General features: G+C 64.2%; 27 protein-coding genes and 1 pseudogene. 11 read left to right on the top strand and 17 right to left on the bottom strand.

Annotated features, from left to right (window positions below; translation table 11 throughout):
- From C444_RS00790 to hisH, 3 genes and pseudogenes are all read right to left on the bottom strand, one after another.
- A pseudogene (locus tag C444_RS00790) lies at nt 1–212 on the bottom strand (acetoacetate decarboxylase family protein); the annotation flags it as partial.
- The gene (locus tag C444_RS00785) at nt 209–1,054 is read right to left on the bottom strand and encodes an SDR family oxidoreductase (RefSeq protein WP_004590215.1); all 846 of its coding nucleotides are present in this window, start codon (nt 1,052–1,054) and stop codon (nt 209–211) included. The gene C444_RS00785 and the pseudogene C444_RS00790, both read right to left, overlap by 4 nt.
- A gap of 20 nt (nt 1,055–1,074) precedes the next feature.
- On the bottom strand, nt 1,075–1,722 hold the full coding sequence (gene hisH, locus C444_RS00780; RefSeq protein WP_004590214.1) for an imidazole glycerol phosphate synthase subunit HisH: 648 nt from the start codon (nt 1,720–1,722) through the stop codon (nt 1,075–1,077).
- 171 nt (nt 1,723–1,893) lie between these two features.
- On the opposite strand from hisH, the gene C444_RS00775 reads away from it, so the two are divergent.
- A complete protein-coding gene (locus C444_RS00775; RefSeq protein WP_004590213.1) occupies nt 1,894–2,259 on the top strand; it encodes a hypothetical protein in 366 nt (121 codons plus the stop codon).
- A gap of 27 nt (nt 2,260–2,286) precedes the next feature.
- On the opposite strand, the gene C444_RS00770 is transcribed toward C444_RS00775, so the two are convergent.
- The 4 genes from C444_RS00770 to C444_RS00755 form a co-directional block, all read right to left on the bottom strand.
- A complete protein-coding gene (locus tag C444_RS00770) occupies nt 2,287–2,874 on the bottom strand; it encodes a uracil-DNA glycosylase (RefSeq protein ID WP_004590212.1) in 588 nt (195 codons plus the stop codon).
- An 89-nt stretch (nt 2,875–2,963) separates the two neighbouring features.
- Nucleotides 2,964–3,407, bottom strand: coding sequence for a RidA family protein (locus C444_RS00765; protein WP_004590211.1), 444 nt, complete (start codon nt 3,405–3,407; stop codon nt 2,964–2,966).
- A 223-nt stretch (nt 3,408–3,630) separates the two neighbouring features.
- Nucleotides 3,631–4,182 (bottom strand): endonuclease dU, encoded by a 552-nt coding sequence (locus C444_RS00760; protein ID WP_004590210.1) that lies wholly within the window; start codon nt 4,180–4,182, stop codon nt 3,631–3,633.
- Entirely contained in the window at nt 4,179–4,364 is a 186-nt protein-coding gene (locus C444_RS00755) for a DUF5786 family protein (protein WP_004590209.1), read from the bottom strand. The genes C444_RS00760 and C444_RS00755 overlap by 4 nt, the downstream gene beginning before the upstream one ends.
- 160 nt (nt 4,365–4,524) lie before the next feature.
- Here C444_RS00755 and C444_RS00750 point away from each other — a divergent pair, with 160 nt between their 5' ends.
- Together C444_RS00750 and C444_RS00745 are read left to right on the top strand one after the other, a co-directional pair.
- Entirely contained in the window at nt 4,525–5,136 is a 612-nt protein-coding gene (locus tag C444_RS00750; protein WP_004590208.1) for an MBL fold metallo-hydrolase, read from the top strand.
- A gap of 50 nt (nt 5,137–5,186) precedes the next feature.
- Nucleotides 5,187–6,092 carry a hypothetical protein gene (locus C444_RS00745; RefSeq protein WP_004590207.1) on the top strand — a complete coding sequence of 302 codons (906 nt, stop codon included), beginning with the start codon at nt 5,187–5,189 and terminating at the stop codon, nt 6,090–6,092.
- 50 nt (nt 6,093–6,142) lie between these two features.
- Here the strand turns inward: C444_RS00745 and C444_RS20955 are convergent, their stop codons facing one another.
- Nucleotides 6,143–6,292, bottom strand: a complete 150-nt coding sequence (locus C444_RS20955) for a 50S ribosomal protein L40e (RefSeq protein ID WP_004515982.1) — start codon at nt 6,290–6,292, stop codon at nt 6,143–6,145.
- A 304-nt stretch (nt 6,293–6,596) separates the two neighbouring features.
- On the opposite strand from C444_RS20955, the gene C444_RS00740 reads away from it, so the two are divergent.
- On the top strand, nt 6,597–7,670 hold the full coding sequence (locus tag C444_RS00740; RefSeq protein ID WP_004590206.1) for an enolase-like domain-containing protein: 1,074 nt from the start codon (nt 6,597–6,599) through the stop codon (nt 7,668–7,670).
- A gap of 169 nt (nt 7,671–7,839) precedes the next feature.
- On the opposite strand, the gene C444_RS00735 is transcribed toward C444_RS00740, so the two are convergent.
- Nucleotides 7,840–8,355 carry a DUF367 family protein gene (locus tag C444_RS00735; RefSeq protein ID WP_004590205.1) on the bottom strand — a complete coding sequence of 172 codons (516 nt, stop codon included), beginning with the start codon at nt 8,353–8,355 and terminating at the stop codon, nt 7,840–7,842.
- 87 nt (nt 8,356–8,442) lie between these two features.
- On the opposite strand from C444_RS00735, the gene C444_RS00730 reads away from it, so the two are divergent.
- On the top strand, nt 8,443–10,104 hold the full coding sequence (locus tag C444_RS00730) for a redoxin domain-containing protein (RefSeq protein WP_004590204.1): 1,662 nt from the start codon (nt 8,443–8,445) through the stop codon (nt 10,102–10,104).
- Nucleotides 10,101–10,478, top strand: coding sequence for a nuclear transport factor 2 family protein (locus C444_RS00725; protein ID WP_004590203.1), 378 nt, complete (start codon nt 10,101–10,103; stop codon nt 10,476–10,478). The genes C444_RS00730 and C444_RS00725 overlap by 4 nt, the downstream gene beginning before the upstream one ends.
- Nucleotides 10,479–10,505: 27 nt before the next feature.
- Here the strand turns inward: C444_RS00725 and C444_RS00720 are convergent, their stop codons facing one another.
- The 3 genes from C444_RS00720 to C444_RS00710 all read right to left on the bottom strand — a co-directional run bounded on the left by C444_RS00720 (nt 10,506) and on the right by C444_RS00710 (nt 13,234).
- Complete coding sequence (locus C444_RS00720; RefSeq protein WP_004590202.1) at nt 10,506–11,216, bottom strand: class I SAM-dependent DNA methyltransferase; 711 nt, start codon at nt 11,214–11,216, stop codon at nt 10,506–10,508.
- Between the two features lie 112 nt (nt 11,217–11,328).
- Nucleotides 11,329–12,711: a serine--tRNA ligase gene (serS, locus tag C444_RS00715; protein WP_004590201.1), complete on the bottom strand. Its 1,383-nt coding sequence runs from the start codon at nt 12,709–12,711 to the stop codon at nt 11,329–11,331.
- 79 nt (nt 12,712–12,790) lie between these two features.
- Complete coding sequence (locus C444_RS00710; protein WP_004590200.1) at nt 12,791–13,234, bottom strand: universal stress protein; 444 nt, start codon at nt 13,232–13,234, stop codon at nt 12,791–12,793.
- 107 nt (nt 13,235–13,341) lie between these two features.
- Between C444_RS00710 and C444_RS00705 the strand changes: the two genes are divergently transcribed.
- The 3 genes from C444_RS00705 (at nt 13,342) to C444_RS00695 (ending at nt 17,249) form a co-directional block, all read left to right on the top strand.
- Nucleotides 13,342–14,250, top strand: a complete 909-nt coding sequence (locus C444_RS00705) for an MBL fold metallo-hydrolase (protein ID WP_004590198.1) — start codon at nt 13,342–13,344, stop codon at nt 14,248–14,250.
- A gap of 35 nt (nt 14,251–14,285) precedes the next feature.
- Complete coding sequence (locus C444_RS00700; RefSeq protein ID WP_004590196.1) at nt 14,286–15,233, top strand: mechanosensitive ion channel family protein; 948 nt, start codon at nt 14,286–14,288, stop codon at nt 15,231–15,233.
- A gap of 111 nt (nt 15,234–15,344) precedes the next feature.
- A complete protein-coding gene (locus C444_RS00695) occupies nt 15,345–17,249 on the top strand; it encodes a cation:proton antiporter domain-containing protein (protein ID WP_004590194.1) in 1,905 nt (634 codons plus the stop codon).
- Here the strand turns inward: C444_RS00695 and C444_RS00690 are convergent.
- Together C444_RS00690 and C444_RS22130 are read right to left on the bottom strand one after the other, a co-directional pair.
- Complete coding sequence (locus C444_RS00690; protein ID WP_004590192.1) at nt 17,246–17,698, bottom strand: PaaI family thioesterase; 453 nt, start codon at nt 17,696–17,698, stop codon at nt 17,246–17,248. The two genes, C444_RS00695 and C444_RS00690, sit on opposite strands and share 4 nt — an antisense overlap.
- 88 nt (nt 17,699–17,786) lie before the next feature.
- A complete protein-coding gene (locus C444_RS22130; protein WP_004590190.1) occupies nt 17,787–17,933 on the bottom strand; it encodes a hypothetical protein in 147 nt (48 codons plus the stop codon).
- A 260-nt stretch (nt 17,934–18,193) separates the two neighbouring features.
- On the opposite strand from C444_RS22130, the gene C444_RS00685 reads away from it, so the two are divergent.
- Nucleotides 18,194–18,661, top strand: coding sequence for an NUDIX hydrolase (locus C444_RS00685; RefSeq protein WP_004590188.1), 468 nt, complete (start codon nt 18,194–18,196; stop codon nt 18,659–18,661).
- A gap of 111 nt (nt 18,662–18,772) precedes the next feature.
- Here the strand turns inward: C444_RS00685 and C444_RS00680 are convergent, their stop codons facing one another.
- The 3 genes from C444_RS00680 to C444_RS00670 all read right to left on the bottom strand — a co-directional run bounded on the left by C444_RS00680 (nt 18,773) and on the right by C444_RS00670 (nt 22,174).
- Entirely contained in the window at nt 18,773–19,906 is a 1,134-nt protein-coding gene (locus C444_RS00680; RefSeq protein ID WP_004590186.1) for a thiolase family protein, read from the bottom strand.
- A gap of 109 nt (nt 19,907–20,015) precedes the next feature.
- Nucleotides 20,016–20,486, bottom strand: coding sequence for a pyridoxamine 5'-phosphate oxidase family protein (locus C444_RS00675; protein WP_004590184.1), 471 nt, complete (start codon nt 20,484–20,486; stop codon nt 20,016–20,018).
- Between the two features lie 86 nt (nt 20,487–20,572).
- Nucleotides 20,573–22,174: a YegP family protein gene (locus tag C444_RS00670; RefSeq protein WP_004590182.1), complete on the bottom strand. Its 1,602-nt coding sequence runs from the start codon at nt 22,172–22,174 to the stop codon at nt 20,573–20,575.
- Nucleotides 22,175–22,292: 118 nt separating this feature from the next.
- Between C444_RS00670 and C444_RS00665 the strand changes: the two genes are divergently transcribed.
- A complete protein-coding gene (locus C444_RS00665; protein WP_004590180.1) occupies nt 22,293–23,642 on the top strand; it encodes an ATP-binding protein in 1,350 nt (449 codons plus the stop codon).
- The last annotated feature ends 69 nt before the right edge of the window (nt 23,643–23,711 follow it).

Here is a 23,711-nt window from a genome sequence, read left to right as displayed (position 1 = left end):
CGCTCAGAGATGTGTATAAGAGACAGGAGCACGACTGCGGCCCGGCTGGCCGTCGCTCGAACCGGCGTCAGCCCGTCGGGCAGCAGCGACTCGGCAACGTCGTATCGCGCCGGGAGCACCGCGCCGGCGACCGTCGCCTCGGTGACCAACGGGAGCGTCACCTCGTGGCCGGTCGAGAGCCGAACCCGGTCGCCGTCGGCCAGTCGCGTCATAGCCACCGCCCCAGCAACGAACTTATTCGGCCGAAGCCGCGGTGAATCGGGTCCTGAAGTCGCGCCGGGAGCCAGTGGGTCCACCGGACGAACGTGGCGAACGTGCCGACGGGGTAGCGGGCCTTCGGAGAGGTGTCGGTCGCTGCCGAAAGGACCGTCGCGGCGACGGCCTCTGGCGTCGTCGCCAGCGGCCCGCCGGTGAGGACCCAGCCGGTTTCGAGTGCGTCGTACGTCCGGTCATAGGTTGGCGTCCGATCCTCGTCGGGCAGGCTCCCCAGCGCGCCGTCGGCGAACCCCGTGTCGACCCATGCCGGTTCGACCAGCGAGACGTGGATGTCGTCCGCGCCGGCGACCTCGATCCGGAGCGCGTCGGTCAGGGACTCGACGGCTGCCTTGCCGGCCGAATACGCGCCGAGTCCCGGCGAGGCGGTGTGGCCCAGCACGCTGGAGACAGTGATGATGCGCCCGCCGTGTTCTCGCATTTCCGGTAGCACCGCCTGTGCAAGTCGGTGTGGCCCGTGGACCAGCACGTCGAACTGCTCGCGAACGTCGTCGCTGGAAACGTCCTCGACCGGACCGGCGACGCCGTAGCCCGCGTTGTTCACTAGGCAGTCGAGCCGGCCGGTCTCCGTGATGATTTGACCAACGACGGCCTCAATCTGTGCGTCGTCGGTCACGTCGAGTTCGAGACACCGACAGCGCTCGCGGATGGCCGCTGGAAACTCGCTCTCGACGTCCGTCGCGTAGACCGTCCAGCCGTCGTCGGCGAACGCCCGCGCCGTCGCCGCACCGATGCCCGACGCTGCGCCGGTGAGCAGAACGACAGAATCACCTGTAGACATACGAATCCCGAGTCCAGAACTCAGTGGTCGAGGCAGTAGTCGACGTAGTTCCGGAGGATGCGAAGCCCCGTCTCGCCCGACTTCTCCGGGTGGAACTGCGTGCCAAAGACGTTGCCGGCGTCGTTGGCGACGATAGAGGCGAAGTCCGTCCCGTAGTCCGTCGTCGCCACCGTCGCAGCCTCGTCGTCGGGGACGGCGTAGTAGGAGTGGACGAAGTAGGCGTGCTCCCCGTCGACGCCCTCCACAAGCGGGGGGTCTCGCGTCACGTCGAGTTCGTTCCAGCCCATGTGTGGCACGGTCTGGTCGCGGCTGAAACGGACGTTCTCCCCGGGAATGAGGTCCAGCCCCTCGGCGTCGCCCTGGCCTTCGTGGTCGGCCTCCTCGCTCGTCGTCAGGAGCATCTGCATCCCGAGACAGATTCCGAACAGGGGCTTGCCGGCCTCCGCCTGCTCGACCAGCGCCTCGCGGAACGGCCCGGCGTTGTCCATCCCTTCGGAGAAGGCCCCGACGCCGGGGAGGACGATACCGTCGGCCGCGTCGAACTCCGCCGGGTCCTCCGAGAGGGTGACGTCTGCGCCGGCCCGCTCCAGGCCGCGCGTGACGCTCCGGAGGTTCCCCAGTCCGTAATCGACGACGACCACGTCCGCGGTCGTCTGTCTGACACTCATGCGGGGTTGTAGGCGAACAGGGGCTAAGTGACTTCCTGTTCGAACAAGCCTTCGGCATGCCCACTGTCCGGTGGGAGGTGCCGCTTACAGTCAGACACCCGGAACTGAGGAGAATATCAACTATGAAAATAGGCCGCCCCTGTTTTATTGATATACCCCATAAGCCCGTTGATGGTCGATATTACAGGCGTTCTGCACGTCGATGGTAACGTTCTCATTGCTGAATTTCCAGAAGAAATGGAGATGACGGACGAGACGTTCGCGAAAGTCAATGAACGGTTCGAGGAACTCGCCTCACAGCCGGCGGTCGATACGCACATCTCAAATCTCCAGATGGAGGCGTCACTGAACGACGACGTATTCGCGCGAGCACAGGAGGCCGCTGAGGCGGGCAAGGAATTCGGTATCACGAACTGGGTCATCGTCTCCGAGGGGATCAAGAAGATGGCGCTCAAGAGCCAGGTCGGCGAGATCTCGGGTGTCGACATTTCGCTGGTCGACACGAAGGCAGAGGCGATGGACATCGCAGCGAACTAGCGGTCCGGAGCGCACTATCCGACTCTCTTAAAACTCGCCGAGTCGCGACTGACCGCTCTGGGCGTCGGTAAACTCCGCGGCAGTCGTCAGCGCGGCCTCGAACGTCTCTTTCTGGCTCGGGTCGTACAGCGTCGCCGCCGGGTGGACGGAGACGAGAACGCGACGCGGCTGGCCGGCGATAGCCACGTCGAACACGTCGCCCGCTTCGCCGGTGACAGCGACATCACGCCCTAGCAGGTGCTCGGCCGGCACTTTCCCGAGCGTCACGACGACTTCGGGGTTGATCCGGTCGATTTCCGTCTCCAGATAGTCGCGGCAGTTCGCGAGTTCGCCTGTTCGCGGGTCGCGGTTGTCCGGCGGGCGACAGCGCACGCAGTTCGTGATGCGCACGTCGCCGCGGTCGAGGCCGGCATCGCGCAACCCATCGTCGAGCACGTCGCCGCTCCGCCCGACGAACGGCTCGCCCTGTTCGTCCTCGTTCGCGCCGGGGGCCTCCCCGACGAACAGCAGGTCCGCGTCCGCGGGGCCGACGCCGTTGACGATGCGCGAGCGCGAGCGACAGAGGTCGTCACAGCGCTCACAGCCGACGACGTCGAGGCCGTCCATCTGCTCCATGCACCGTCGTTTGCACCGGGGGCTCTCAAACGCAGCGGTCCGCCGGCAGGCATTCGACCGAGGCCGACGGCGGAAGACGCTGGCCGCGACTACCGCTTTACACCGGTTGCTTCGATCTGCACCGCCGCGTCGTTCGGCAGGCTTGCAACGCCGACGACACTCCGTGACGGTCGCTGCCAGTCGAAAAACGCCGCGTACGCCTGCTTGACCGCTGGTAGCTGATCCATCTCCGTGAGGTACACCGTCGTCCGCAGCAGGTCACGCGGTTCGAGACCGGAGTCGGCAGCCATCGCACGAATCTGATCGAGTGCGGCCAGCGTCTGTTCCTGCACATCGCCGTTGCGAGCCGTGTCTGCGTCCGGAACCTGTCCGTCGAAGAATATGAGCTGACTGTCCTGCTGGCGCTTGCCGTACACGCTGTGCTCTGTCGACTGGTCTCCCTCGTACCGGATCACATTACTGTCGATGTTCGTCTGTTCGTTCGTTTCTGCGGGCTCTACAGCATTCCTCACCTGTGTCTTGCTCTCTGCCATTGTATGCATACAAACACAGTGCCAGCTAATCAGGGTATGTTTAGCTATTACTAACTGTAGGCAATGATGAGGCAGTAATAGCTATCAAAATGCTTTCGGGCCGCAGATCTAACTTAGCAATAGATAACTTTAGCTGTGGCTCCTGACAGAGGGGTCTCCGGCTTGTTCGACTATCTTGGTGGACTGTGTCATCCGTCGCCGGTCGGACGCTACCGCATCCGACTCACTCCATCTCGGCCAGTCCCCGCGCCGCCAGTCGGGCGACTCGGAGGGGTTCCGGACGGCTCCCCTCCGGCGTGAACGCCCGGACCACATCTGCGGCGGCGCTGTCGTCGATACCGACACTCCGAATGTACACCGTCTCGCCGTTCACCGACACCGGTCGGCGCTCCGGCTGGGCACGGTAGGTCGCCAGCCGGTCCTGTATGGTATCAGGGTCGTCGAACGCCTCGCGGATGGCCCCTTCGAGCCCTGGCGAGGACTCGAAGGTGACCGAGACGACCGGTAGGTCAGTGTGATGGTGAATCTGCCGGAGGTCGAGTACATTGAACCACGCTGGCGCGAGACCAGCCACCAGCAGGTAGCGGATGTCCTCGCGGTCCAGTCGGTCGACCATTTCACACACTGTCTCGGTCGCATCGCTCCCGCCGACCGTGGCAGTACTGAAAACAAAGCCGTCAGCCACGCGACTGGCGCGGACGACAGCGCCAGCGAACTGACTGGTTTCCGCCCGGTACGACTCCGCAACGCCGAGGGCCCGTGCCCCTGATTTCACGTGTTCTGGTTGTTCTTGATGTCTTCCAGTCTATCGAGTAGTTCGTCGTTCGACGCGGTGAACTCGTACTCGATGTCGCCCTCGTGGGCGTTTTCTTCAGCATCGAGGCCGTCCTCGTCCTCGAAGTCTGTGTCGTACTCCTGATTGTCTTGTTCCGATTCGTCGTAGCTCCCGAACCCCATGGTACGTGTACAACTATGACGTTCATAGTAAAAAATCACTCGCCGACTCAAGCGTGTTAGCGCGTTAACACGACGTTCTTCGGTCTCAGTCTCAGAACCGCCTGTAGTGACTGGCGGTCGGGACAGTACACTCAAGCGGGCCGCGCCACAGAAGTCGTGTATGGACGTTCACAACGTCACCGCCGAGGCCGAGACGTTCACCTGCAACGCCTATCTCGCGACCGGCGAGCGGACGACGCTGGTCGACGCCGGCGCGATGCGTGGCGTCGTCGACGTCATCCGCAAGCAGACTGACGCGCTCGATGCCGTCGTGTTGACCCACCAGCACGGCGACCACGTCCAGCGACTCGACACCGTCCTCGACGCCTTCGACGCGCCGCTGTACGCCTACGGCTCCCATCCGCGTCGGGACCACGCACTCGCTGACGGCGACACGCTGACGGTCGGCGACGAGGAGTGTGAGGTCATCTACACGCCGGGCCACGCCGACGACCACGTCTCGCTCGTCTCCGAGTCATCCCTGTTCTCCGGCGACGTGGTCGTCCACGACGACGGTGCGTTCGACGACGGCTCCTTCGGCCGCACGGACCGTCCCGGCCAGTCCCGCGAGCGCCTCATCGAGAGCATCGAGCGCATTCTCGACCGAATGCCGGCAGGTGTCGAACACATGTACTCTGGTCACGGCGGCGTCTTCCACGGCGACGTTCGCGAGGTCGTCGAACGTGCCCTCGAACGGGCCGAGCGCCGCGAGCCGAAATATCCCGACGAGTGACCACTCGAAACCGGCACAACGCTCTAGTGGGAGGGCCGATATTCGACGCCATGAACCAGCGACTTCTGACGGGGACGGCCCTGGCGCTTTCCGGCGTCGTACTGGCCGCTATCCAGGTACTCCACGGGATTCAGCAGACCCGGATTCCGGTGGCGGTCGCGGTCGATGCGCTCCCCTTTGCGGCGATGGGGCTGGCGGTAGCGTACGCGGGCGTCTGGCTCGCTCGCGACACGGCATTCGAGGGAGCCACGTCCCGAGTGGCTGCGTGGGCCGCCGGCGGAACCGTGACGTTCGCCGCCGTGGCAGCACTCCTGTTGTTCAGCCAGCGCGTGACGTCCGGGTCACTCGCCAGAGCGTCGTACCTGACGGTGGACCTCGTCACTGTCGGCGCGCTGGCGGGCGTTCTGGTCGGCCTGTACGACGCCCGGAGCCGCAGTCGGCTCCGCGAACTGGCGGCCGAGCGCGACCGCATCGAGGCTTTTGCCGGGAAGGCGGCCGACGTGAACAACTACGGACGCGCTATCGCCAGCGCCCCCAGCGTCGACGGCGTCGCTGCCTTCGTCGTCGAGGCCTTCGGTACGATGACCGGTATGGAGGAGACGGCCGTCATCCGGCTCAGGGACGGCGATGCGGTGGCACTTGCGAATACGATTCGAACCGTCCCGGTCGACGTCGTCGGTTCGCTCGCACAGGAAGTCCGGACACAGGAACAGGGAGCGGTCACCGTTCACGACCGGCCGTTCCCCGTCGACATCCCCGAGTCAGTCACCGATTGCGTGTCGGCGGTGGTTCTAGACGACGAGGGCACGACGACAGTCGTCATCTCTGTCACGACGGACAAGACGACTGTCGGCGAAGAGGATCAAAAACTGCTGGAACTCATCGTCTCACACGCGTCGGTTCGCATGGCGACGCTCGACCGCCAGTCAGCCGATAAAGAACCCACTGGTCAGTAGCGGGCTGGCGACGAACTGCCACCGGGTGTCGGCGGCAACTGACCCGAAAATCAGGCGCTGCGGGTTTCTTTGGCCTTCGGACGCAGGTTGCCGTAGCCACACTTCCGGCACTGTTGTGCGCGCTCTGGGTTCCGAGCGTTACACCGCATGCAGATCTGCTTGTTGAGGAGTCGGTCGGACGCTGTCTCGAAGCTAGCCATGCGCGGTCATTCCCGGTGCGCGCGTTTAAGCTTTGAGTTTCGGCCTGGGTCTGTGTCTGGCGAACCGCCTCTGACTAGCAGTAGCCAGAAAGCCCCCGACGCGCTACGGTCCCGCGGCTCGCTGTGCTCCTCGGTCGTTCCGCTCCCTGTGGTGCTTGCTTCGCCGGGGTTCCCGTAGCGCGTCGCCCCCTTTCAGTCCCACCCGTGTCGGCTGGCTAAACGGCGACGGGGCTTTCTGGTTTTAAAATAGGAATACACCGCTAGCCGTCGCCGGCTTTAGATGCCCGAGCGGCGAAGCCGGAGTATGTACGATCAGGTGGCGGACCTGCCGGTCGCCGTCGAGAACTGTACGTTCGAGCGCCGTGAGCGGGCGACCTCCAGCGGATTCGACCGAGTGACGACGGTTATCCACCTCTCTGGTGCGGGCGAGACCGGCAGCGGGGAAGACGTGACGTACACGACTGAGGCCCACGACGCGTTGCAGGACAGCGATGCGTTGCAGGGCGAGGGCACTCCGCTGGCCGGCGAGTACACTGTCGATTCGTTTTCGGAAGCGCTGGCTGAGGCCGACCTGTGGCCCGCACCACCAGACGAGGAGCGGTTCCGTCACTACCGCCGCTGGGGATTCGAAAGCGCGGCGCTTGACCTGGCGCTGAAGCAGGCCGACACGGACCTCGGGACGGCGCTTGGCCGGCAGTACGACCCAGTGAACTTCGTCGTCTCGACGCGGCTTTCGAACGCTGACGACGACACGCCGCCGACGGCTGACAGACTGGCGATGCTGTGTGAACGCTACGGCGACCTTTCGTTCAAACTCGACCCCACACCGTCCTGGAGCGACGCCCTCGTCGACAAACTGACGGACTACGACGTTCGGGTGCTGGACCTGAAAGGGTTGTACGAGGGGACAGACGTCGATGTCGAGGCCGACCCCGAGTTCTACCGCCGTGTCGTCGACGGCCTCCCGGATGCGCTGGTCGAGGACCCCGACCTGACCGACGCGACTCGGCCGGTTTTCGACGGTCAAGAGGCGCGCGTCACCTGGGATGTACCCATCACCGGCGTCGAGAGCATCGAGTTGCTGCCGTTCGAGCCGTCGTGGCTCAATATGAAACCGTCCCGCTGCGGGACCGTCGAATCGGTGCTTGCGACCATCGACTACTGCGAGAAACACGGCATCGACCTGTACGGCGGCGGCCAGTTCGAACTCGGCGTCGGCCGCGACCACATCCAGGCTCTGGCGTCGCTGTGTTACCCTGACGGACCGAACGACGTCGCGCCCGGCGGCTACAACGACCCCGACCCCGACGCGGACCTGCCGACGAGCCCGCTCAGCCTACCTGACACGCCGACCGGAATCGGGACGGAGTTCTCGTAAGCGACCTTAGAAATGAAGCCGAAGCTACATTATTGTCCGGATACTAACTATTGTCATGCGGTGTCAAGCCTGCGGAGAACGCATCGACGACGTGCTGGAGGCACACGCGCGGCAGGCCTGTCCACACTGTGATGCGCCGCTCCTCGAAAAGCCAGCAACGCCTCAATGACTACTCCTCGGCGAGATAGTCGTCCTGTACGTCGATAACGTCGCTCGAATCTTCACAGTTCGCGTACCGTTCCAGCGGTTCCTCGTTCAGTTCCAGGAAGGTGTGGCCCCAGGAGAACGTCGAGAGAATCCGCTCGGCGTGGTCGCGCTCCCCGAGAATGGCGAGCGCGCCGGCGAACGCTTCGACGGTATTGAGTTGAAACGCCGTTCCGTAGTTGACCGGATTGCCGGCGACGAGAAACGGGAGCGAGCGGTGCACCCCTTCGAGATCGAACGCTTCCCGTTCGGCGGTCTCCCAGGAGCAATCGAGCGCGACCAGCCGGCTGTGGCGAGCGCCGTCGCCGGGAGTCGGTCGGTCCGCCGGAGACAGCGCCTGCTCGGCGAAGGGGTTGAGCACGATGCCGGGCGGCGTCGACCGCGTCGCGCGGTGGAGTTCGGCCTCGTCCATCCGGGCCAGCTTCCGCGCGCTACATTTGTCGGGGTCGTCGTCGCCCTCGTACCGGACGTGCAGTTCCACACGAGCCTTACCACCGTGGCGGATAAAAGCGCCTCGCTCCGTGATAGCGTGCAAACACTGTTATAGCCGGGCTTGGTTGTACAACGTGTGCTTTCAGAGGGGACGACGGCACCACTGTTCGAACTGCCGGCGCTCGTCGATGGCGACTCCCAGCGAGTCGAACTGTCTGACTATCTCTGCGAGGACGTAGTCATCCTCGCGTTCTATCCGGCCGACTTCAATCCGGCCTGTGACGAGACGTCCTGTGACCTGGACGAACTCGACCTCTTTACGATGCAGAAGGACGTGACGATTCTGGGTATCAGCCCGGATTCGGTGTACAGCCACCGGGCCTTCGCCGACCGCTACGGCCTGAAAATCCCGCTGTTGTCCGACACCGACCACGATGTCGCCCGCGAGTACGGACTCGACTTTATCGACAATATCGGCCAGCGGCTCATCGAGCGTGCTGTCGTCGTCATCGACCACGACGGCGACGTGCAGTACACCTGGAGTACTGACGATCTTCAGGCACTCCCTCGTGTCGGGGAGATCAAGGACGCTATCGCCGACACCGGTGGTGACGACACCGCGTTTGCCCGCTATCGCGTCGGCCACGCCCACTACACTGAGGGGCGGCGCGCGTTCACGTCGGCGATGAGTGCCTTCGGCGAGTCGGAGTGGATGGTCGCACAGGGCGACTTCCAGCAGGCCCGCGATGAGTTCGCTGACGCCGAGGACCACTTCGACACCGCTGTCCGGTTCGTCGACGACGAGTCCCTGAAACCGATCTATGAGGACGCAAAGACGAAGGCGAACTCGCTGTGGCAGGCCAGTGACTGGCTCACGCAGGCCGCCCGCGCCTACTCTAGCGGGAACGGAGCCGAGGGCCAGCAACTCCGCGACGATGCAGAGCAGCCGCTTGAAACCGCCCGTGGGTACGGGGAACCCCCCGACCCTGACGGTCCGTGGCCACCGGATCTGGAGACGCTGGAAACGGATACGGACGACGACCGGCCGGCGTTCCTCACACAGGACGAGACAGCTGTGGATACATCGCTCGACGTAGACATCGACGCGGAAGTCGAACGGACGGACAGCGAACTTTCCGAGACGGCGTCGTCGGCTACCGAGTCAATGCTGGATTCGACGCCATCGCCTGACCCCGCCGATGCAACTGACAACACCCGAGACACAGCTGATGAGCCGACGGCAGACTCAGCCGGGGAGACGACGGCGGAAGCAGCAGCAACGGCCCCGTCCGACGAAACGCCTGCTCCTGCGGACCAGTCGACAGCGTCTGTGGCTACTGCATCGTCGGCCGACGACGCGCCGTCGGAATCGGCGTCGCCGCCGGACGGAGAAGGAGAGATTTCCGACGTCGACGACACCGATATCGAGGAGATACAGGCCGAACTGGCCGCCAGCGAAGCCGAGACCGAGCCGACGGACCCGCTGGAGGAGACTCCGACCGCGATGGTCGAAGAGCCGCCCGACACGGTCGGCAGCGGGGACGACGACGCTTCGACACAGGACGCGCCGGACGGCGAACAGTCGACTGCCGGCCCGTCGCCGGACGCCGCCTCCGTGACGGAAACCGACGACGCAGTCGAACTGGATCTGGCCGACCCGACAGCCGCCGACGATAGTGATACCGAAGAATCAGCCGAGCCCGAGCGAACTGACGATTCGGTCCCGGAAGCTACTGACGAGCCATCCGACGCGGAGAGCGACAGAGACACATCTGACGAACCCGAATCAGACCCGTGACGCGACCTGCTCTCCGCCAGCGGACACGGGCCTATTATCACGCCATCGACGGTGACGACTACGACCGCCTAGCCTCGCTGCTCGCCCCGTCGTTCGTCCACGACCGTCCCGACCAGACCATCGACGGCCGGGACCGGTTCGTACAGTTCATGCGCGAGGAACGGCCCCAGACAGACACCACGCATCCGCTGGACGGTCTCTATTGTCGCCAGAAGGACACGGAGGAGTCAACAGACAGTGACGACACGGCGACGGCGGAAGTCGTCGCCCGCGGTCGCCTGCTCGATGCCGACGGCGAGCGAATCGTCGGTTTTGTCGACGTGTTCACCTTCGCCGGGGACGACATCGAGCGCATCGAGACGTACACGCGCTGATGCCTGCCCGCTTGCGGAGTTGCTATTTCACTGTCCCGGCAGCGACAGCTGAACGCCATACATCGACCCGTCGGTCTCGGTCCCGACGAATCTATCCACGGTCCACGGCGTCTCGCTGACTGCGTCGCGGAACCGTGACGGCGTGACCAGCAACAGGTCGGTCCACGGGCCGGCCAGGCCGTCGTACTCGACGCGGAAGGTCCGGTAAGCGACACCGGGCTGGGTGCGGTGGGCTGCGTCAGTCTCCGGGTCTGCCCGGTCGAGCGTGTCCATGTCGGCGACGAGTCGGCCACCGGGCCGCGTCACTGCCGCCAGTTCGGTGAGCGTCGTCCGGAGGTCGGCCAGTGAACTGCCGAGGCCGAGTTGTTTGCCAAGCGCAACGACCGTCTCGAACCTGTCGCCCGGCGGTCGTCGGAGGTCGCCGACCACGGGGCGCGTGACGCCGCGCTCGCGGGCGACCGCGATGGCCCCCGGACTCCGGTCGACGGCCAGCACGCTGTGGCCGCGCTTCTGCAGCGCAAGCGTGTGTCGGCCGACGCCACAGCCGGCATCGAGGACACGGCCCGTCACCGCCGGGAGCAGGTCCCGCTCGATGGGATGCCACGCCGATGGCGGCTCGAAGTAGCCCGCCAGATGCGCCTCGGTCAGATCGTCGTCGTCGCGTCGGTAGTGGGGTCGTTCGGCAAGTTCGTCGCGATGAAAGTCCAGTACTATCCGGCCGAAGGCGTCGTCAGCCATATCTCGACGGTGCTAACGAACGAATGTAATAGTGTAGTGAAATGTGGTTTCGTGTAACACACCGCATGCAGGAGTGACTGGACGCCGGCCGAACACAGCGGACCGCGGCGGCCTACTCCTTTTCGCCAGCTCCGACGGCGCTCTCGCCGATCTTCTCGGAGCCTTCGATGACTTCCTGGCCGCCCATGTACGGCTGGAGGGGTTCGGGCACGGTGATGGTCCCGTCGTCGTTCTGGTAGTACTCCATGATCGCCACGAGGACGCGCGGGACGGCGAGTCCGGAGCCGTTCAGCGTGTGGAGGTAGTCGGCGGACTCGTGCCGTTCGGGGCGGTAGCGTAGGCCGGCACGGCGCGCCTGGAAGTCCTCGAAGTTCGACACCGAGGAGACTTCGAGCCAGCGGCCGCCGCGGTCCGGGCCGTCCTCCATGTCGTCACCGGGTGCCCACACCTCGATGTCGTATTTCTTGGCCTGCGTAAAGCCCATGTCGCCGGTGCACATGTCGAGCACGCGGTAGGGCAGTTCGAGGCGGTCGAGCACTTCAGCAGCCTCGTCAAGCAGCCCCTCCAGCCGGTCGTAGCTGTTCTCGGGCCGGACGAAGTTGACGAGTTCGACCTTGTGGAACTGATGGACGCGGACGTACCCCCGCGTCTCCGTCCCGTGTTCGCCGGCCTCGCGGCGGAAGTTCGGCGAGAACGCTTGATGCTTGACGGGCAGGTCGTCGTCAAGCAGAATCTCGCCGCGGTACATGTTGGTGACCGGTACCTCCGCCGTCGGAAGCAGCCACAGGTCGTCGCTGTCGTAGTCGTCGTCCTGCCTGGCCCCGACGCGGTAGGCGTCCTCGGCGAACTTCGGGAGCTGGCCGGTCCCCTCCATCGAATCGGAGTTGACGGGAATCGGCGGGAGCACGTCGACGTACTCCTGCTCGCGGTGGACATCGAGCATGAACTGGATGAGAGCGTGTTCCAGACGCGCGCCCTCGCCCTTGACGAACTGGTAGCCGCCGCCGGACACCTTGGCACCGCGCTCGAAATCAAGCAGGTCCAGATCCTCGCCGAGGTCGTAGTGGGGCACCACTTCGTCGGGCAGGTCCCGCAGGTCATCGAACCCCTCGCGGTAGCGTTCGACGTTGTCGGCCTCGCCCTCGCCGGTCGGGACCGATTCGTGGGGGATGTTCGGCAGTTCGAGCAGGGCGTCTTCCAACTGGGATTCCAGTTCGTCAGCCCGCTCCTCAATGTCCTGCAGTTCGTCTTTGAGTTCCTGCGAGCGGTCGATGGCTTCCTGGGCCTCCTCGTCCTTGCCGTCCTGTTTGAGCTCTCCGATCTTGCTCGACACTTCGTTACGCTCCTGCCGGAGCCCGTCACCTTCGGCCTTCAGTTCCCGCCACTTCTCGTCGATTTCGAGGATTTCGTCGAGGTCGACGCCCGTGACGCCCTTCCGCTCGATAGCGTCACGGACCGTCTCGGGGTGCTCCCGGACGAACTGTCTCGATAACATGGCCGACGGTTCTCGACGGCAGAAATTAGTCGTGTCGGTCCTGTGGTGGGGCTACCCCAGCCGTCGACCTGTCGTCCTGCTATGCTTCGCCGCCAACCTTGACCGCAAGTACCGGTACTGGCGAGGCCCGAATTACCGACTCGGTGACGCTGCCGATGAGTTCCCGGGAGGGGCCAGTCCGTCCCTCTGTCGCCATCACGACGACGTCGATGTCGTGGCGCTCGACGTACTCCACGACTTCTTCGTGGGGGACGCCCTGCTTGACCGCCGTGGTCACCGTGTCGATATCGGTGTCTTCGGCCTGCGCCTGCAGGTCGTCGACGGCCTGCTGCCCGGCGTCGGCGAGGCGGTCGAAGATGCTGCTGTCCTCGAAATCGGGAATCTGGTCGACGACCTGCTCGGTTTCGAGGACGTGCAGCGCGTGCAGACTCGCGTCGTGACGCTGTGCGAGGTCGATAGCGTGTTCGGCCGCGGTTGCGGACCCCTCGGAGCCGTCGGTCGGAACGAGTACGGCGTCGTACATACAGTGGTGTTTCTGATTCCGGGTAAATGGCTTTGCCCTTCCTCATGGCTGACTGTCACGACAGCCACGGCACAACGGTTTTGCCCCCGCCGGTCACGAGAAGGTGTATGGGAATCGGTGACGTTTACGAGGTGACGGTCGGGGACTGCACAGACGTCCACTACGTCGACACCGGGATGTACGACGTAGCCGAGTACGGTTCCATCTACATCATCGACGCCGAGCGACCGGCGCTGGTCGACACCGGCATCGGTGCGCGACACGAGAACATCCTCTCGGCGATGGAGTCAGTCGGTATCGCGCCCGAGGACCTGGAGGTCATTGCGACGACCCACGTCCATCTGGACCACGCCGGCGGGGCCGGCTACCTCGCCGAGGACTGCCCGAATGCGACGGTGTACGTCCACGAGTCCGGCAAGCGCCACCTCGTCGACCCCGGGCGGCTCTGGGAGGGGACCAAACACGCCGTCGGCGACCAGATCGAGTTCTACGGGAAGCCGATCCCGGTCGCCGACGACCGCATCGAGACGCTAACCGACGGCGACGTGATCGACCTGGGTAATCACTCGCTGGAAGTCCTGCATGCACCGGGCCACGCCCCGCATCAGGTCGTCTTCTACGACCCCGTCGTCGACAGTGTGTTCACCGCCGACGCCGCCGGCATCTACACGCCGTCGACCGACGAGATGCACGTCACGACGCCACCGGTCAACTTCACGCTCGACGAGGCCCTCGACGACGTGGCGATGCTACAGGATCTCGACCCTGAGATCCTCATGTTTGGCCACTACGGCCCGGCCGAAACCGGCGACAAACTGGAGACATACACCGAAATACTACCCGAATGGGTCGCCGAGGTCGAGCGCAAGCGCGAGGAGCTCGACGACGACGAGGCGGTCATCGACTACTTCGTCGAGCGGGCCGACACCGACACCTGGGGCGAGCGCAAGGGCCGCGCGGAGATGCGCCTGAACGTCCGTGGGGTACTCGTGGCCCTCGACAACCGCGAGGAATAGGTGGGTTTCTCAAGGCAGGCCCACGGTGTCCTGGTATGCGCCGGACTGGCTTTGTGTCGCTGCTCTGTGCGGTCGTCCTGTACGCTGGCTCGCGATTCGTCCGCCGATTCGGCTTCGACGAGCGGCTGTTCGGGGTGGAACTCGAACCGCTCACACTGCTGGGGCTGACGCTGGCATCGCTTCTGCTTGCGTTCTACGGGAGCTACACTATCTGTCAGTCGTACCTCCTCACCCACACGCAGAACAAACGCCGCCGACATGACGTGCGGAACGTCCTCCGGCTGACCTTCGGCATCCTCGGGATGGTAGCGGTGTTCGGCGTCGTCACCCGGGAGTGGGTGAGCGTCCTGTTTTCTCTTGGCGTGCTCGGGTTCGCGGTCACGTTCGCGCTCCAGCAACCCCTGTTCTCGCTCATCGGCTGGCTCTACATCATGACCAAGCGGCCCTATCAGGTGGGCGACCGCATCGCTATCGAGGAGATGCGCGGCGACGTGGTCGCGGTCGATTTCTTCGTCACGGAGGTGTGGGAGATCGACGGCGATCTCGTCTCCTCGAACCAGCCGTCGGGCCGCATCGTCACCGTCCCGAACAGCACGGTACTGTCCTCGCGCGTCGTCAACTTCTACGGCGAAGGCGTCCAGTACGTCTGGAACGAGCTCTCGATACAGGTCGCCTACGAGACCGACCTGCAGTTCGCCTCGGAGGTGATGGTCGACGTGGCGACCGACCATCTCGGCGACGAAATGGCCGAACAGGTCCGTGAGTACCGCGACCGCCTCGCCGAGACACCGGTCGAACTCGATGTGAACGAACAGCCTACGGTCAACGTCGTCCAGTCGGAGTCGTGGGTAGAGCTTCGCCTCCGGTATCTCGTCCACCCTCGCCGGGGGACCCGGATGCGGAACGCGCTGTACGAGGATATTTTGGAACGGTTCAACGAGCATCCCGACCGCGTGAAATTCCCGGTGAGCCGGAACCGGTGAACTCGGGCCGGCTCACATAGTCGAGTGGCCTCTGATCGACCCTTGGTGTGCCGGTGAGTGAATGCGTTTATACGAGGCCGATGCGTTAGGAGGGACAGATGGAGGCCAACTGTGGCTGGTAGTTCGGGGCTACTGATTCCGCTCGTCGCCGGCATCATCGGACTCGGCGTCCTTGCACAGGTCCTCGCCGCACGCTTGCGCGTGCCCAGCATCATCTTTTACCTGCTGGTCGGTGTCATCATCGGCCAGCCCGGACTGAACATCATCGGTGACGGCACCTTCGGCGGGGCGCTGTCGGCAATCGTCGGGTTAGCGGTCGCAATCATCGTTTTCGAGGGCGCCTACCACCTTCGATTCGACCGTCTGCGTGAGGCCCCAGCCGCGACGTTCCGGCTCGTTACCGTCGGTGCGGCTATCGCACTCGTGGGTACCGCTATCGCCGTCAAGTTCGCGTTCAACTCCGCGGCCGTCTCCTGGAACCTCGCGTTCCTGATCGGTGCGCTGCTGGTCGCGACCGGGCCGACGGTTATCACGCCAATTCTCGATGTCGTTCCCGTTCGAGACCGCGTCGCCGCCGCGCTGGAGACGGAAGGGATCGTCAACGACGTGACCGCGGCTATCATCGCCGTCGTCATCTTCGAGACAGTCAACCCAGCCGTTGCCAGTGAGAGCCTGTTACGAGGATTTGCGCTCCGACTGGGGACGGGGCTACTCGTCGGCCTCATCGTCGCCGGCGTGGTGTACTACCTCCTCCAGTACGTCGACCTCTCGCCCGGTGACGCACCGCGGAACTCCCGACTGCTCGTGCTCGCCGGGGCGCTTATCGCCTACGCGGGCGCGAACACGATAGCGACCGAGGCCGGTGTCGCCGCCGCCGCCACGGCGGGGATGGCGCTCGGGAACGTCGATCACCCGTACGAGGAGGATATCGAGGAGTTCAAAGGCGACATCACGCTGTTGGTGCTGTCGTTCGTGTTCATCGCACTGGCGGCGCAACTGGAACTCGCCTCGCTCATCGATGTGGGGCTGGCAGGCATCATCGTCGTCCTCGCGGTCGCCCTGCTCATCCGACCGCTGCTGGTGTTCGTCTCGGCCATCGGTGACCGATTTACAACCAGCGAGAAGCTGTTCGTCAGTTTCGTCGGGCCGCGCGGTATTATTCCGGCGTCCGTCGCGACGTTGTTTGCCGTCGAACTGAACGCCGCAGCCGAGGAGGTCACCGGGGCGCAGGCTGAACTGCTGGGGACGCAAGCGGATATTCTGCTTGGCACTGTCTTTCTCGTTATCTTTGCGACCGCCCTGTTCGAGGGTGGACTGGCGCGATTCATCGCGGAAAAACTGGATGTGATACCAATGCGAGTCATCATCGTCGGCGGCGGACAGGTGGGCCGAGCGCTCGCCGCACGCCTCGAAGACCGGGGCGAAAACGTCGTCATCATCGAGGAGGAGGAAGAGATCGTCGAACGAGCCCGCAACGACGGCTACGCCGTCGAGATCGGCGATGGCACCGACACCGACGTGTTGCGGTCGGCCGGGGCTGAAAACGCTAAAACCGTCGTCGCGGCGACCGGTGATGACGACGCGAACCTGCTGGTGTCACAGTTAGCGAGTTCGAAGTTCGGCGTCGAACGGGTCATCGCCCGCGCGAACAATCCGGACAACGTCGAGGCCTTCGAGGACCTCGGCGTTCGAACCATCTCCTCGGCGATGGCGACGGCCTGGGCCATCGACAACCAGATCGAGCGCCCGGCCATCGCCCACTGGATGACCGATGTTGGTCGGAGCGGTGATGTTCAGGAGGTCGAAGTCAAGAACCAGAAACTCATCGGGAAGTCGATCCGCGAGGTCGGGCCGATGTTGCCCGACGCCTGTCTGGTCGCGCTCGTCAGCGGGGAACTCCACGAGAACGCCGAAGTGCCCACAGCGGATTATATCCTCGAAGAGGGCGACATGGTGACGCTGCTGGGGCGTCGAGAGTCTGTGCGCGACGGTATGAAGATGGTTAGCGGCGACTAGTCGTCGGTAAGCTGTGTGACGTCTGACTCGTCGACGCCTTCTGTCCACGGCGACTCGCCGCGGTCACCATCAGTTTTGTACGTCCCGCGAGCGCTCGCGATGTGATGGCCATCAGTGTCGTACACTTCCACATCGACCACGGAGACGCTCCCGCCGCTCCGGATCACCTCCGCTTCCGTCCGTAAATCGGCGGTTGCCGGCTCGAGATAATCGATCCGCATATCGACCGTTGGCGAGACGGTACCCGATTGTGAGACGACGGCCGCTCCGCCGACGGTGTCGACGAGCGAGTACGTGACCCCACCGTGTGCGATTATCGATTCGGGGTTCGAGGAGTGGCCGTCTTCCAGCGGGAGTTCGCCTGCCGCATAGCCGTCATCGACGGCCGTGATTTCCATCCCTAACTGCTTGACAAACGGGATGTCGTTGAACATCGATTTGAGGCTCATGGCTATCTTCACGGAACCGAGTCTGATAAGCCTCCGAGAACAGATAACAACGGGTCCGGTGTGGTCGTTCTTCAGGACCTGACTCTCGTCAGTCGCCTGCTACTGCTCCGTCTGCAGCCTCGTCGCCCTCCGTGGCTTCTTCCGGGCGCAGATGCTCCGGGCGACGCAGGTAGCTCGGTTTCTGTGCAAATGCTTCGATTCGCTCCCACTCTTCGGGTGTAATATGACTGCCCATACACAGTATGTGCGATTGACACTCTTTAAATCCTTGTAATAAAACACAAAATTAATTCACAGTGTGTGAGAATCTACTATCCGGGGCTGCCACTATCGTAGCGCCCGTCTGCCACCGATAATGAGCGCCCGGTGTACTGTGGCGGTCTGGTTCCCAGCGTCCTGCGCTCACTCGCACCCTTCTTTGCCCCCCGATGACCTAATATGATTTTAGGCAGATATGTGGGTACTACTATATGTTCGCCGTCGCTACCGGATGCCATGCAACCACAGCGGGCAACGTACGTCAAGAAAGCCTGTGCCTACATCACCAGAAACGGATCGGAACTTCTGGTGTTCGACGGGCCGGGCCACGATGGGCTACAGATACCGAAAGGAACCGTTGAAACGGGGGAAAAACCGCGGGTCGCCGTACAACGAGAGGCCGTCGAGGAGAGCGGTCTCGCCTCCTTCGAGCGCCTGCAACACATCGCAACCGATGTCTGGACGCGCCGCCAGTCGCCCCCGAAGCGGTACGTGCGGTCGTTCTACCACCTCCCCGTCCACGAGTCCCGGGATCACTGGGTCCACACCGTCACTGGCACGGGCGAGGAACGCGGCGCGGAGTTCGAGTTCTCGTGGGTCGACCTCCCGACCGATGCCACCTTCGCACTCGATCTCGACGACTATCTCCACTCGCTGATGAGTCCCGCCGAGGCGGCGACTGCTGGCGACGTGGCTGCCGATTAGCGACTGTCTTTTCTCAAATATCGTTCGCGCGAGCGCCTCGACGTTCGCAAATAACGGATTCACAAGCGACGTGCTGCGGTAGAATACCGAACCCACGCCGGCAGCGACTGCTCAGGGCAGTCGGAACTCGATGGCTGCACCCTGGCCGAAGCCGACACACTCCGTCGCCAGGCCAAGCTCCGCGTCGCGGCGGTTCATCTCGTGGACGAGCGTCACTGGAAGGCGCGCGCCGGAGGCCCCGAGCGGGTGGCCGATGGCGATTGCGCCGCCGTTGACGTTGTAGATATCGTCGTCGAAGCCGAGTTCACGCTGGCAGTACAGACACTGGGAAGCGAAGGCCTCGTTGAGTTCCACGAGGTCGTAATCGTCCGTCTCACGGTCCGTCCGTTCGGTGAGTTTGCGGACGGCGGGAACTGGGCCGATACCCATCACAGTCGGGTCGACGCCGGCGACTTCATGGGAGCCGATTTCCGCCAGGACGTCGAGTCCACGGTCCTCAGCGAACTCTCGTGACGTGACCATCAGTCCTGCCGCGCCGTCGGACACCTGCGAGGCGTTGCCGGGTGTGACTGACCCGTCCGACTTGAACACCGTCGGTAGCTGGGACAGCTTTTCGAGCGTGGTGTCGGGGCGGATACCCTCGTCCGCTTCGAGCTGTCCGTCCTCGGTATTGATCGGGACGATTTCGTCGTCGAAACGACCGGATTCTGTCGCGTCGGCGGCCCGCTGGTGGCTCCGGAGCGCGTACTCGTCCTGTTCCTGCCGGGCGACCTCCATCTCGCTGGCGACCTTCTCGGCGGTCATTCCCATCTGGAGTTCGCCGATATTGTAGTGTTCGGCCAGCCGCGGGTGGACGTTGTGGGTGTTTTCGTCCATCTGCACGCGGGACATCGACTCCACGCCGCCGGCGATGAGCACGTCACGCTGGCCGGCCGCGATGGCGTCGGCCGCCCGCATCAGCGCTTCGGCAGAGGACGCACACCAGCGGTTGATCGTCGATGCGGGGACGCTCTCGCCGAGGTCAGACAACAGCGCGATGACCCGGGCCATGTTGTTGCCCTGTTCCCCGCGCTGCTGGGCACATCCCCATAGCAGGTCGTCGACGTCCTCGGCCTCGACGCCGGTCGACGCGAGCAACTGGTTGATAAGCGGCACCGAGAGGTCTTCGCTCCGGACGCCGGCGAGTGCGCCGTCCTCCTTTCCCTGTGGCGTTCTGACTGCGTCCACGATGACAGGTGTGGGCATGGACAACGGAACGTCTCGGCCTATGTTAAAACCTGACAAACTCGACACAGTGGGGGAACCGTTGTCTCCGACCGGGTCAACCGCCCCCCGCAACAGCCGGGCAGTGGCCTCACTCCTGCTCGAACCCCGGCGGGAGACCGGCGTGTCTGAGCCCTTCCTTCTCGTCGATGCGGAACCGATAGACTGCGATGTCACCGTCCTCGATAGCGTCCTCGAACAGCTCCGGTCGCCACGCCGTATCGAGCACGTCCGCGAGGTCGTCCCACTCGGACTCGGGGACGGCCTTGATACCGCCCTGTAACAGGACGCTCTCCCAGTGGAACATCGACTCGACTTTGTACACGAGCACGGCCGCGTCCGCTGCCGCCTCGGTCAACTGCTGTTTGCGACTTGCCGACCCACCGATGAAGGTGAAATACAGCAGGCGGTCACCATCGTATCCGAACGACAGGGGAACCATGTACGGTCCGTTCTCGGTCGGCAGGCCCAGCACGCCGACCCGCTGGTTCGACAGAAACGCCGCGATGTTGCTGTCGTCCATGCGCGTGAGTCCGGCCGCTTCGAGGGCATCTATTGTCATATAGATATAACTTCGGCCGAAACCTGTTTAATTAATTCGCCTATTCCTCGCTACGGAGAACCGCCCGCCGGGGCGTTCGGTCGCCGCTATTCCTCCTGTGTTGCACCGGGGGCGTGGCGCTTGATCCGCTCGATGGCGGCGACAGCTTTGTTGCGCTCGGCGTACCCCTCGCCGGAGTCAGCGATGATCTCGCCGTTTCGGTGGCGGAGCCGCCAGCGCCACTCCTCGCCCTTGTCTTCGTACACCTCGAACGCCGCGCTCCCGATCTCCAGCAGGTCGGCGTCGGCCGAGTATGACTGGACCCGCTCGACGGCATCCATGGCTTTCGACCGATTTGCGTACCCCTCGCCGGAGTCGGCGACGAGTTCGCCGTTGTCGGCCCGCAGCCGCCAGCGCCACTCCTCGCCCGCATCCTCGTACACCTCGAAACGGTCATCGACCGCGGAGTCTGGTGCGAGTTCGCTGACTCGACGGGCCGCCCGCCGGGCGTTCGACCGGGAGCTGTACCCCTCACCGGAGTCAGCAAGGATGTTGCCGTTGCGGTGGAGGAGCCGCCAGCGGAACTGACCGGCGGCGTCGGCGTACACCTCGTAGGCCACCGGATCGACCTTGAGGTACGCCGCACCGGGGACGTACGCGCGGACGCTTTTCAGTGCCCGACGGACGTTCGACCGGGAGCTGTACCCTTCGCCGGAGTCGGCGAGGATGTTGCCGTTGTCGTGGCGCAAGCGCCAGCGGAACTCCTCGGCCGAATCCTCGAATAGTTCGAACGTAGCGTCGCTTTCGGGAGCCGGTACGACCGGCACGTCCTCGGCGGTGTCGTCCTCGGTCGCGTCCTCGAAGAAGACGACAGCCCCGCCGGCGGCGTTGGACTGCACGCTGCGGAGTCCCTGCATCGCCTTCTGACGCGAGGAATACCCCTGTGCGCTGTCGGCGATGACGTTCGAGTTCCGGTGGCGGAGCCGCCAGCGGTACTTCCCGGCGTTGTCCTCGTACAGTTCGAACGTCGCCTTGCTGTCCATCGCGGCTGCGATGGTGGCGTGGGCCGCAGCCAGTTCCGCCTCGGTCGCCTCGGTCACGGTCGACAGCTCCTCGCGGGCGGCCTCGCTGGTCGCCAGTTTCTTGGCCAGCGTGTCCCGCTCGCGGGTCGCCCGCTCGGCGACCTGTGACTGCTGTGTCGCTTCCCGCGAGGCTGTCTCGGCCTCGTGGGTGGCCGTTTCGGCCTCCTGTGTGGCTTGCTCGGCCACTTCGGTTGCTTCCTGTGCCGTCCGTACGGCCTCGTCGTACGCTTCTTTCCGGCCGGTCAACAGCGGGGAGACGACGGCACCGACGGCCATCAGCGCCAGGCCGACGATGTACAGCGTCACCGCCGGGTTCCCCTCGGGGCCGGTCCAGTTCGACGGATAGAACGTGGTGAACCACACCATCGCGACCAGCCCGACCACAGCGCCGAGATATGTGAGTATCAGCCCACGCCGTGTCAGCGGCAGTCTGATTGTCGGGCCCGCAAACAGCGAGATGAGACCAATCGCACCGAGGAGATAGCCGAACTGTCGGGGTGTACTCCGCGACGCTGTCAAATAAAACAGCAGTAAGCCAACGATACCGAGTACGATGCCGATGACGAACAGCCAGTACCCGTAAACCTCGTCGTCGGTCGTCGGGTCACCGATGCGGTTCCGATACACCGAGATTAATGCGTTATCAGTTGCCACGTTCGGAGTACACAGAGGGGGTACATTACCTTGGTGTCGGTCACCGGGGCTTCGAGTAACTTATACCGGTTGCGTGGTAACATCAGTGGGAATGAGCAATCCGGAACTGGATGTCGTTGAGTTTCTGCTGACGGCCACTATCTACAGCGAGCGGCGGGACTTCGAGCCGGACGACCTGCCGGCCTCGTACCGCTCCGTCTTCTGGAGCGACGGCGAGATCGAGCGGCCCCTGTCGGTCACCAACACGACCGCGAGCGAGGCCACCGGCGTCGAGCGCCCCTGGGCGGCCATCTCCGGCCTGATGTTCACCGACCGCGACGACTTCTCGGGGAGCATCTCCATGACGGACCGCGACCTCGCCGAGGAGTGGTTCCTCGAACGGGTCGACGCCGCGGACCTCGAAGACAACCCGGTCCTGGCGAAAGCCTTCGAGGACCAGGTCGAGGGCGCTGATTACGAGCGTGCCCGCGAGCAGAACCGACCGTCCCGCGCCGACCGCGCGTTCATCGACGCCAAACTGGAGGAGGCGTTCGACACCGACGACGAGGACGACGAGGAGATGCTGGACCTCGTGGACGTTCGCGCCCCCGAGGAGGTGGAGATGACGCTGGCGGACCTGGTGTTGACCACCGACCAGGAAGACGAGATACAGAAGATCGTCAAGGCCATCGAACACCGCGACTACCTCGCCCGGATCGGCCTGCGGGAGATCGGGAAGCTCCTCTTCGTCGGCCCGCCGGGGACCGGCAAGACCAGCGTCGCCCGCGCGCTGGCACACGACCTCGACCTCCCCTTTGTCGAGGTGAAGCTGTCGATGATCACAAGCCAGTACCTCGGCGAGACGGCCAAGAACGTCGAGAAGGTGTTCGAGGTCGCAAAGCGGCTCTCGCCGTGTATCCTCTTCATGGACGAGTTCGACTTCGTCGCCAAGACCCGCTCCTCCGACGAACACGCCGCCATCAAGCGCGCCGTCAACACCCTGCTCAAGAGCATCGACGAGATCTCGCTCATCCAGGACGAAGTACTGCTGATCGGCGCGACGAACCACCCCGACCAGCTCGACGCCGCCGCCTGGCGGCGCTTCGACGAGATCGTCAACTTCCCCAAGCCGGATAGCGGCATGCGCGCGGATATCCTCCGCATCGTCACCCAGCAGATGGAGATCGACGACTTCGACCCCGAGACGCTGGCGGAACTCACCGAGGGGCTGACCGGGAGCGACCTCCGGCTCGTGCTCCGCGAGGCCGTCCTCAACGCGCTAACCGAGGAACGCACCACGCTCACGCAACAGGACCTCGAAGACGCTATCATCGACTTCGAGGAGCGGGACAACCTCAAGAACATGGACATGATGGACGGCGACGCCGACGCGCTGGTCGCCGGGAGCGGCGGCTTCTCCGGCGACGGCGGTAGCGACCACGACCACGATCACGACCACTGAGCGACGGCTTACTCGCTCAGGTACCCGTTCTGGCTGTCGGTATGAGCGATTTACTTATCAATGTAGGAA

This window comes from Haloarcula japonica DSM 6131 (assembly GCF_000336635.1).
Lineage (GTDB): Archaea > Halobacteriota > Halobacteria > Halobacteriales > Haloarculaceae > Haloarcula > Haloarcula japonica.
Note: the sequence above shows the minus strand (reverse complement) of the source record. Positions and strands in the feature narration are given on the sequence as shown.

What these genes read in the sequence shown, in the direction of transcription:
- C444_RS00750 (WP_004590208.1), top strand. Translation starts at nt 4,525, where the DNA reads ATGGACGTTCACAACGTCACCGCCGAGGCCGAGACGTTCACCTGCAAC.
- C444_RS00775 (WP_004590213.1), top strand. Translation starts at nt 1,894, where the DNA reads ATGGTCGATATTACAGGCGTTCTGCACGTCGATGGTAACGTTCTCATT.
- C444_RS00705 (WP_004590198.1), top strand. Translation starts at nt 13,342, where the DNA reads ATGGGAATCGGTGACGTTTACGAGGTGACGGTCGGGGACTGCACAGAC.
- C444_RS22130 (WP_004590190.1), bottom strand. Translation starts at nt 17,933, where the DNA reads ATGGGCAGTCATATTACACCCGAAGAGTGGGAGCGAATCGAAGCATTT.
- C444_RS00680 (WP_004590186.1), bottom strand. Translation starts at nt 19,906, where the DNA reads ATGCCCACACCTGTCATCGTGGACGCAGTCAGAACGCCACAGGGAAAG.
- C444_RS20955 (WP_004515982.1), bottom strand. Translation starts at nt 6,292, where the DNA reads ATGGCTAGCTTCGAGACAGCGTCCGACCGACTCCTCAACAAGCAGATC.
- C444_RS00665 (WP_004590180.1), top strand. Translation starts at nt 22,293, where the DNA reads ATGAGCAATCCGGAACTGGATGTCGTTGAGTTTCTGCTGACGGCCACT.
- C444_RS00675 (WP_004590184.1), bottom strand. Translation starts at nt 20,486, where the DNA reads ATGACAATAGATGCCCTCGAAGCGGCCGGACTCACGCGCATGGACGAC.
- C444_RS00785 (WP_004590215.1), bottom strand. Translation starts at nt 1,054, where the DNA reads ATGTCTACAGGTGATTCTGTCGTTCTGCTCACCGGCGCAGCGTCGGGC.
- C444_RS00740 (WP_004590206.1), top strand. Translation starts at nt 6,597, where the DNA reads ATGTACGATCAGGTGGCGGACCTGCCGGTCGCCGTCGAGAACTGTACG.
- C444_RS00770 (WP_004590212.1), bottom strand. Translation starts at nt 2,874, where the DNA reads ATGGAGCAGATGGACGGCCTCGACGTCGTCGGCTGTGAGCGCTGTGAC.
- C444_RS00745 (WP_004590207.1), top strand. Translation starts at nt 5,187, where the DNA reads ATGAACCAGCGACTTCTGACGGGGACGGCCCTGGCGCTTTCCGGCGTC.
- C444_RS00700 (WP_004590196.1), top strand. Translation starts at nt 14,286, where the DNA reads ATGCGCCGGACTGGCTTTGTGTCGCTGCTCTGTGCGGTCGTCCTGTAC.
- C444_RS00755 (WP_004590209.1), bottom strand. Translation starts at nt 4,364, where the DNA reads ATGGGGTTCGGGAGCTACGACGAATCGGAACAAGACAATCAGGAGTAC.
- C444_RS00765 (WP_004590211.1), bottom strand. Translation starts at nt 3,407, where the DNA reads ATGGCAGAGAGCAAGACACAGGTGAGGAATGCTGTAGAGCCCGCAGAA.
- C444_RS00685 (WP_004590188.1), top strand. Translation starts at nt 18,194, where the DNA reads ATGCAACCACAGCGGGCAACGTACGTCAAGAAAGCCTGTGCCTACATC.
- C444_RS00720 (WP_004590202.1), bottom strand. Translation starts at nt 11,216, where the DNA reads ATGGCTGACGACGCCTTCGGCCGGATAGTACTGGACTTTCATCGCGAC.
- hisH (WP_004590214.1), bottom strand. Translation starts at nt 1,722, where the DNA reads ATGAGTGTCAGACAGACGACCGCGGACGTGGTCGTCGTCGATTACGGA.
- C444_RS00690 (WP_004590192.1), bottom strand. Translation starts at nt 17,698, where the DNA reads ATGAGCCTCAAATCGATGTTCAACGACATCCCGTTTGTCAAGCAGTTA.
- C444_RS00710 (WP_004590200.1), bottom strand. Translation starts at nt 13,234, where the DNA reads ATGTACGACGCCGTACTCGTTCCGACCGACGGCTCCGAGGGGTCCGCA.
- serS (WP_004590201.1), bottom strand. Translation starts at nt 12,711, where the DNA reads ATGTTATCGAGACAGTTCGTCCGGGAGCACCCCGAGACGGTCCGTGAC.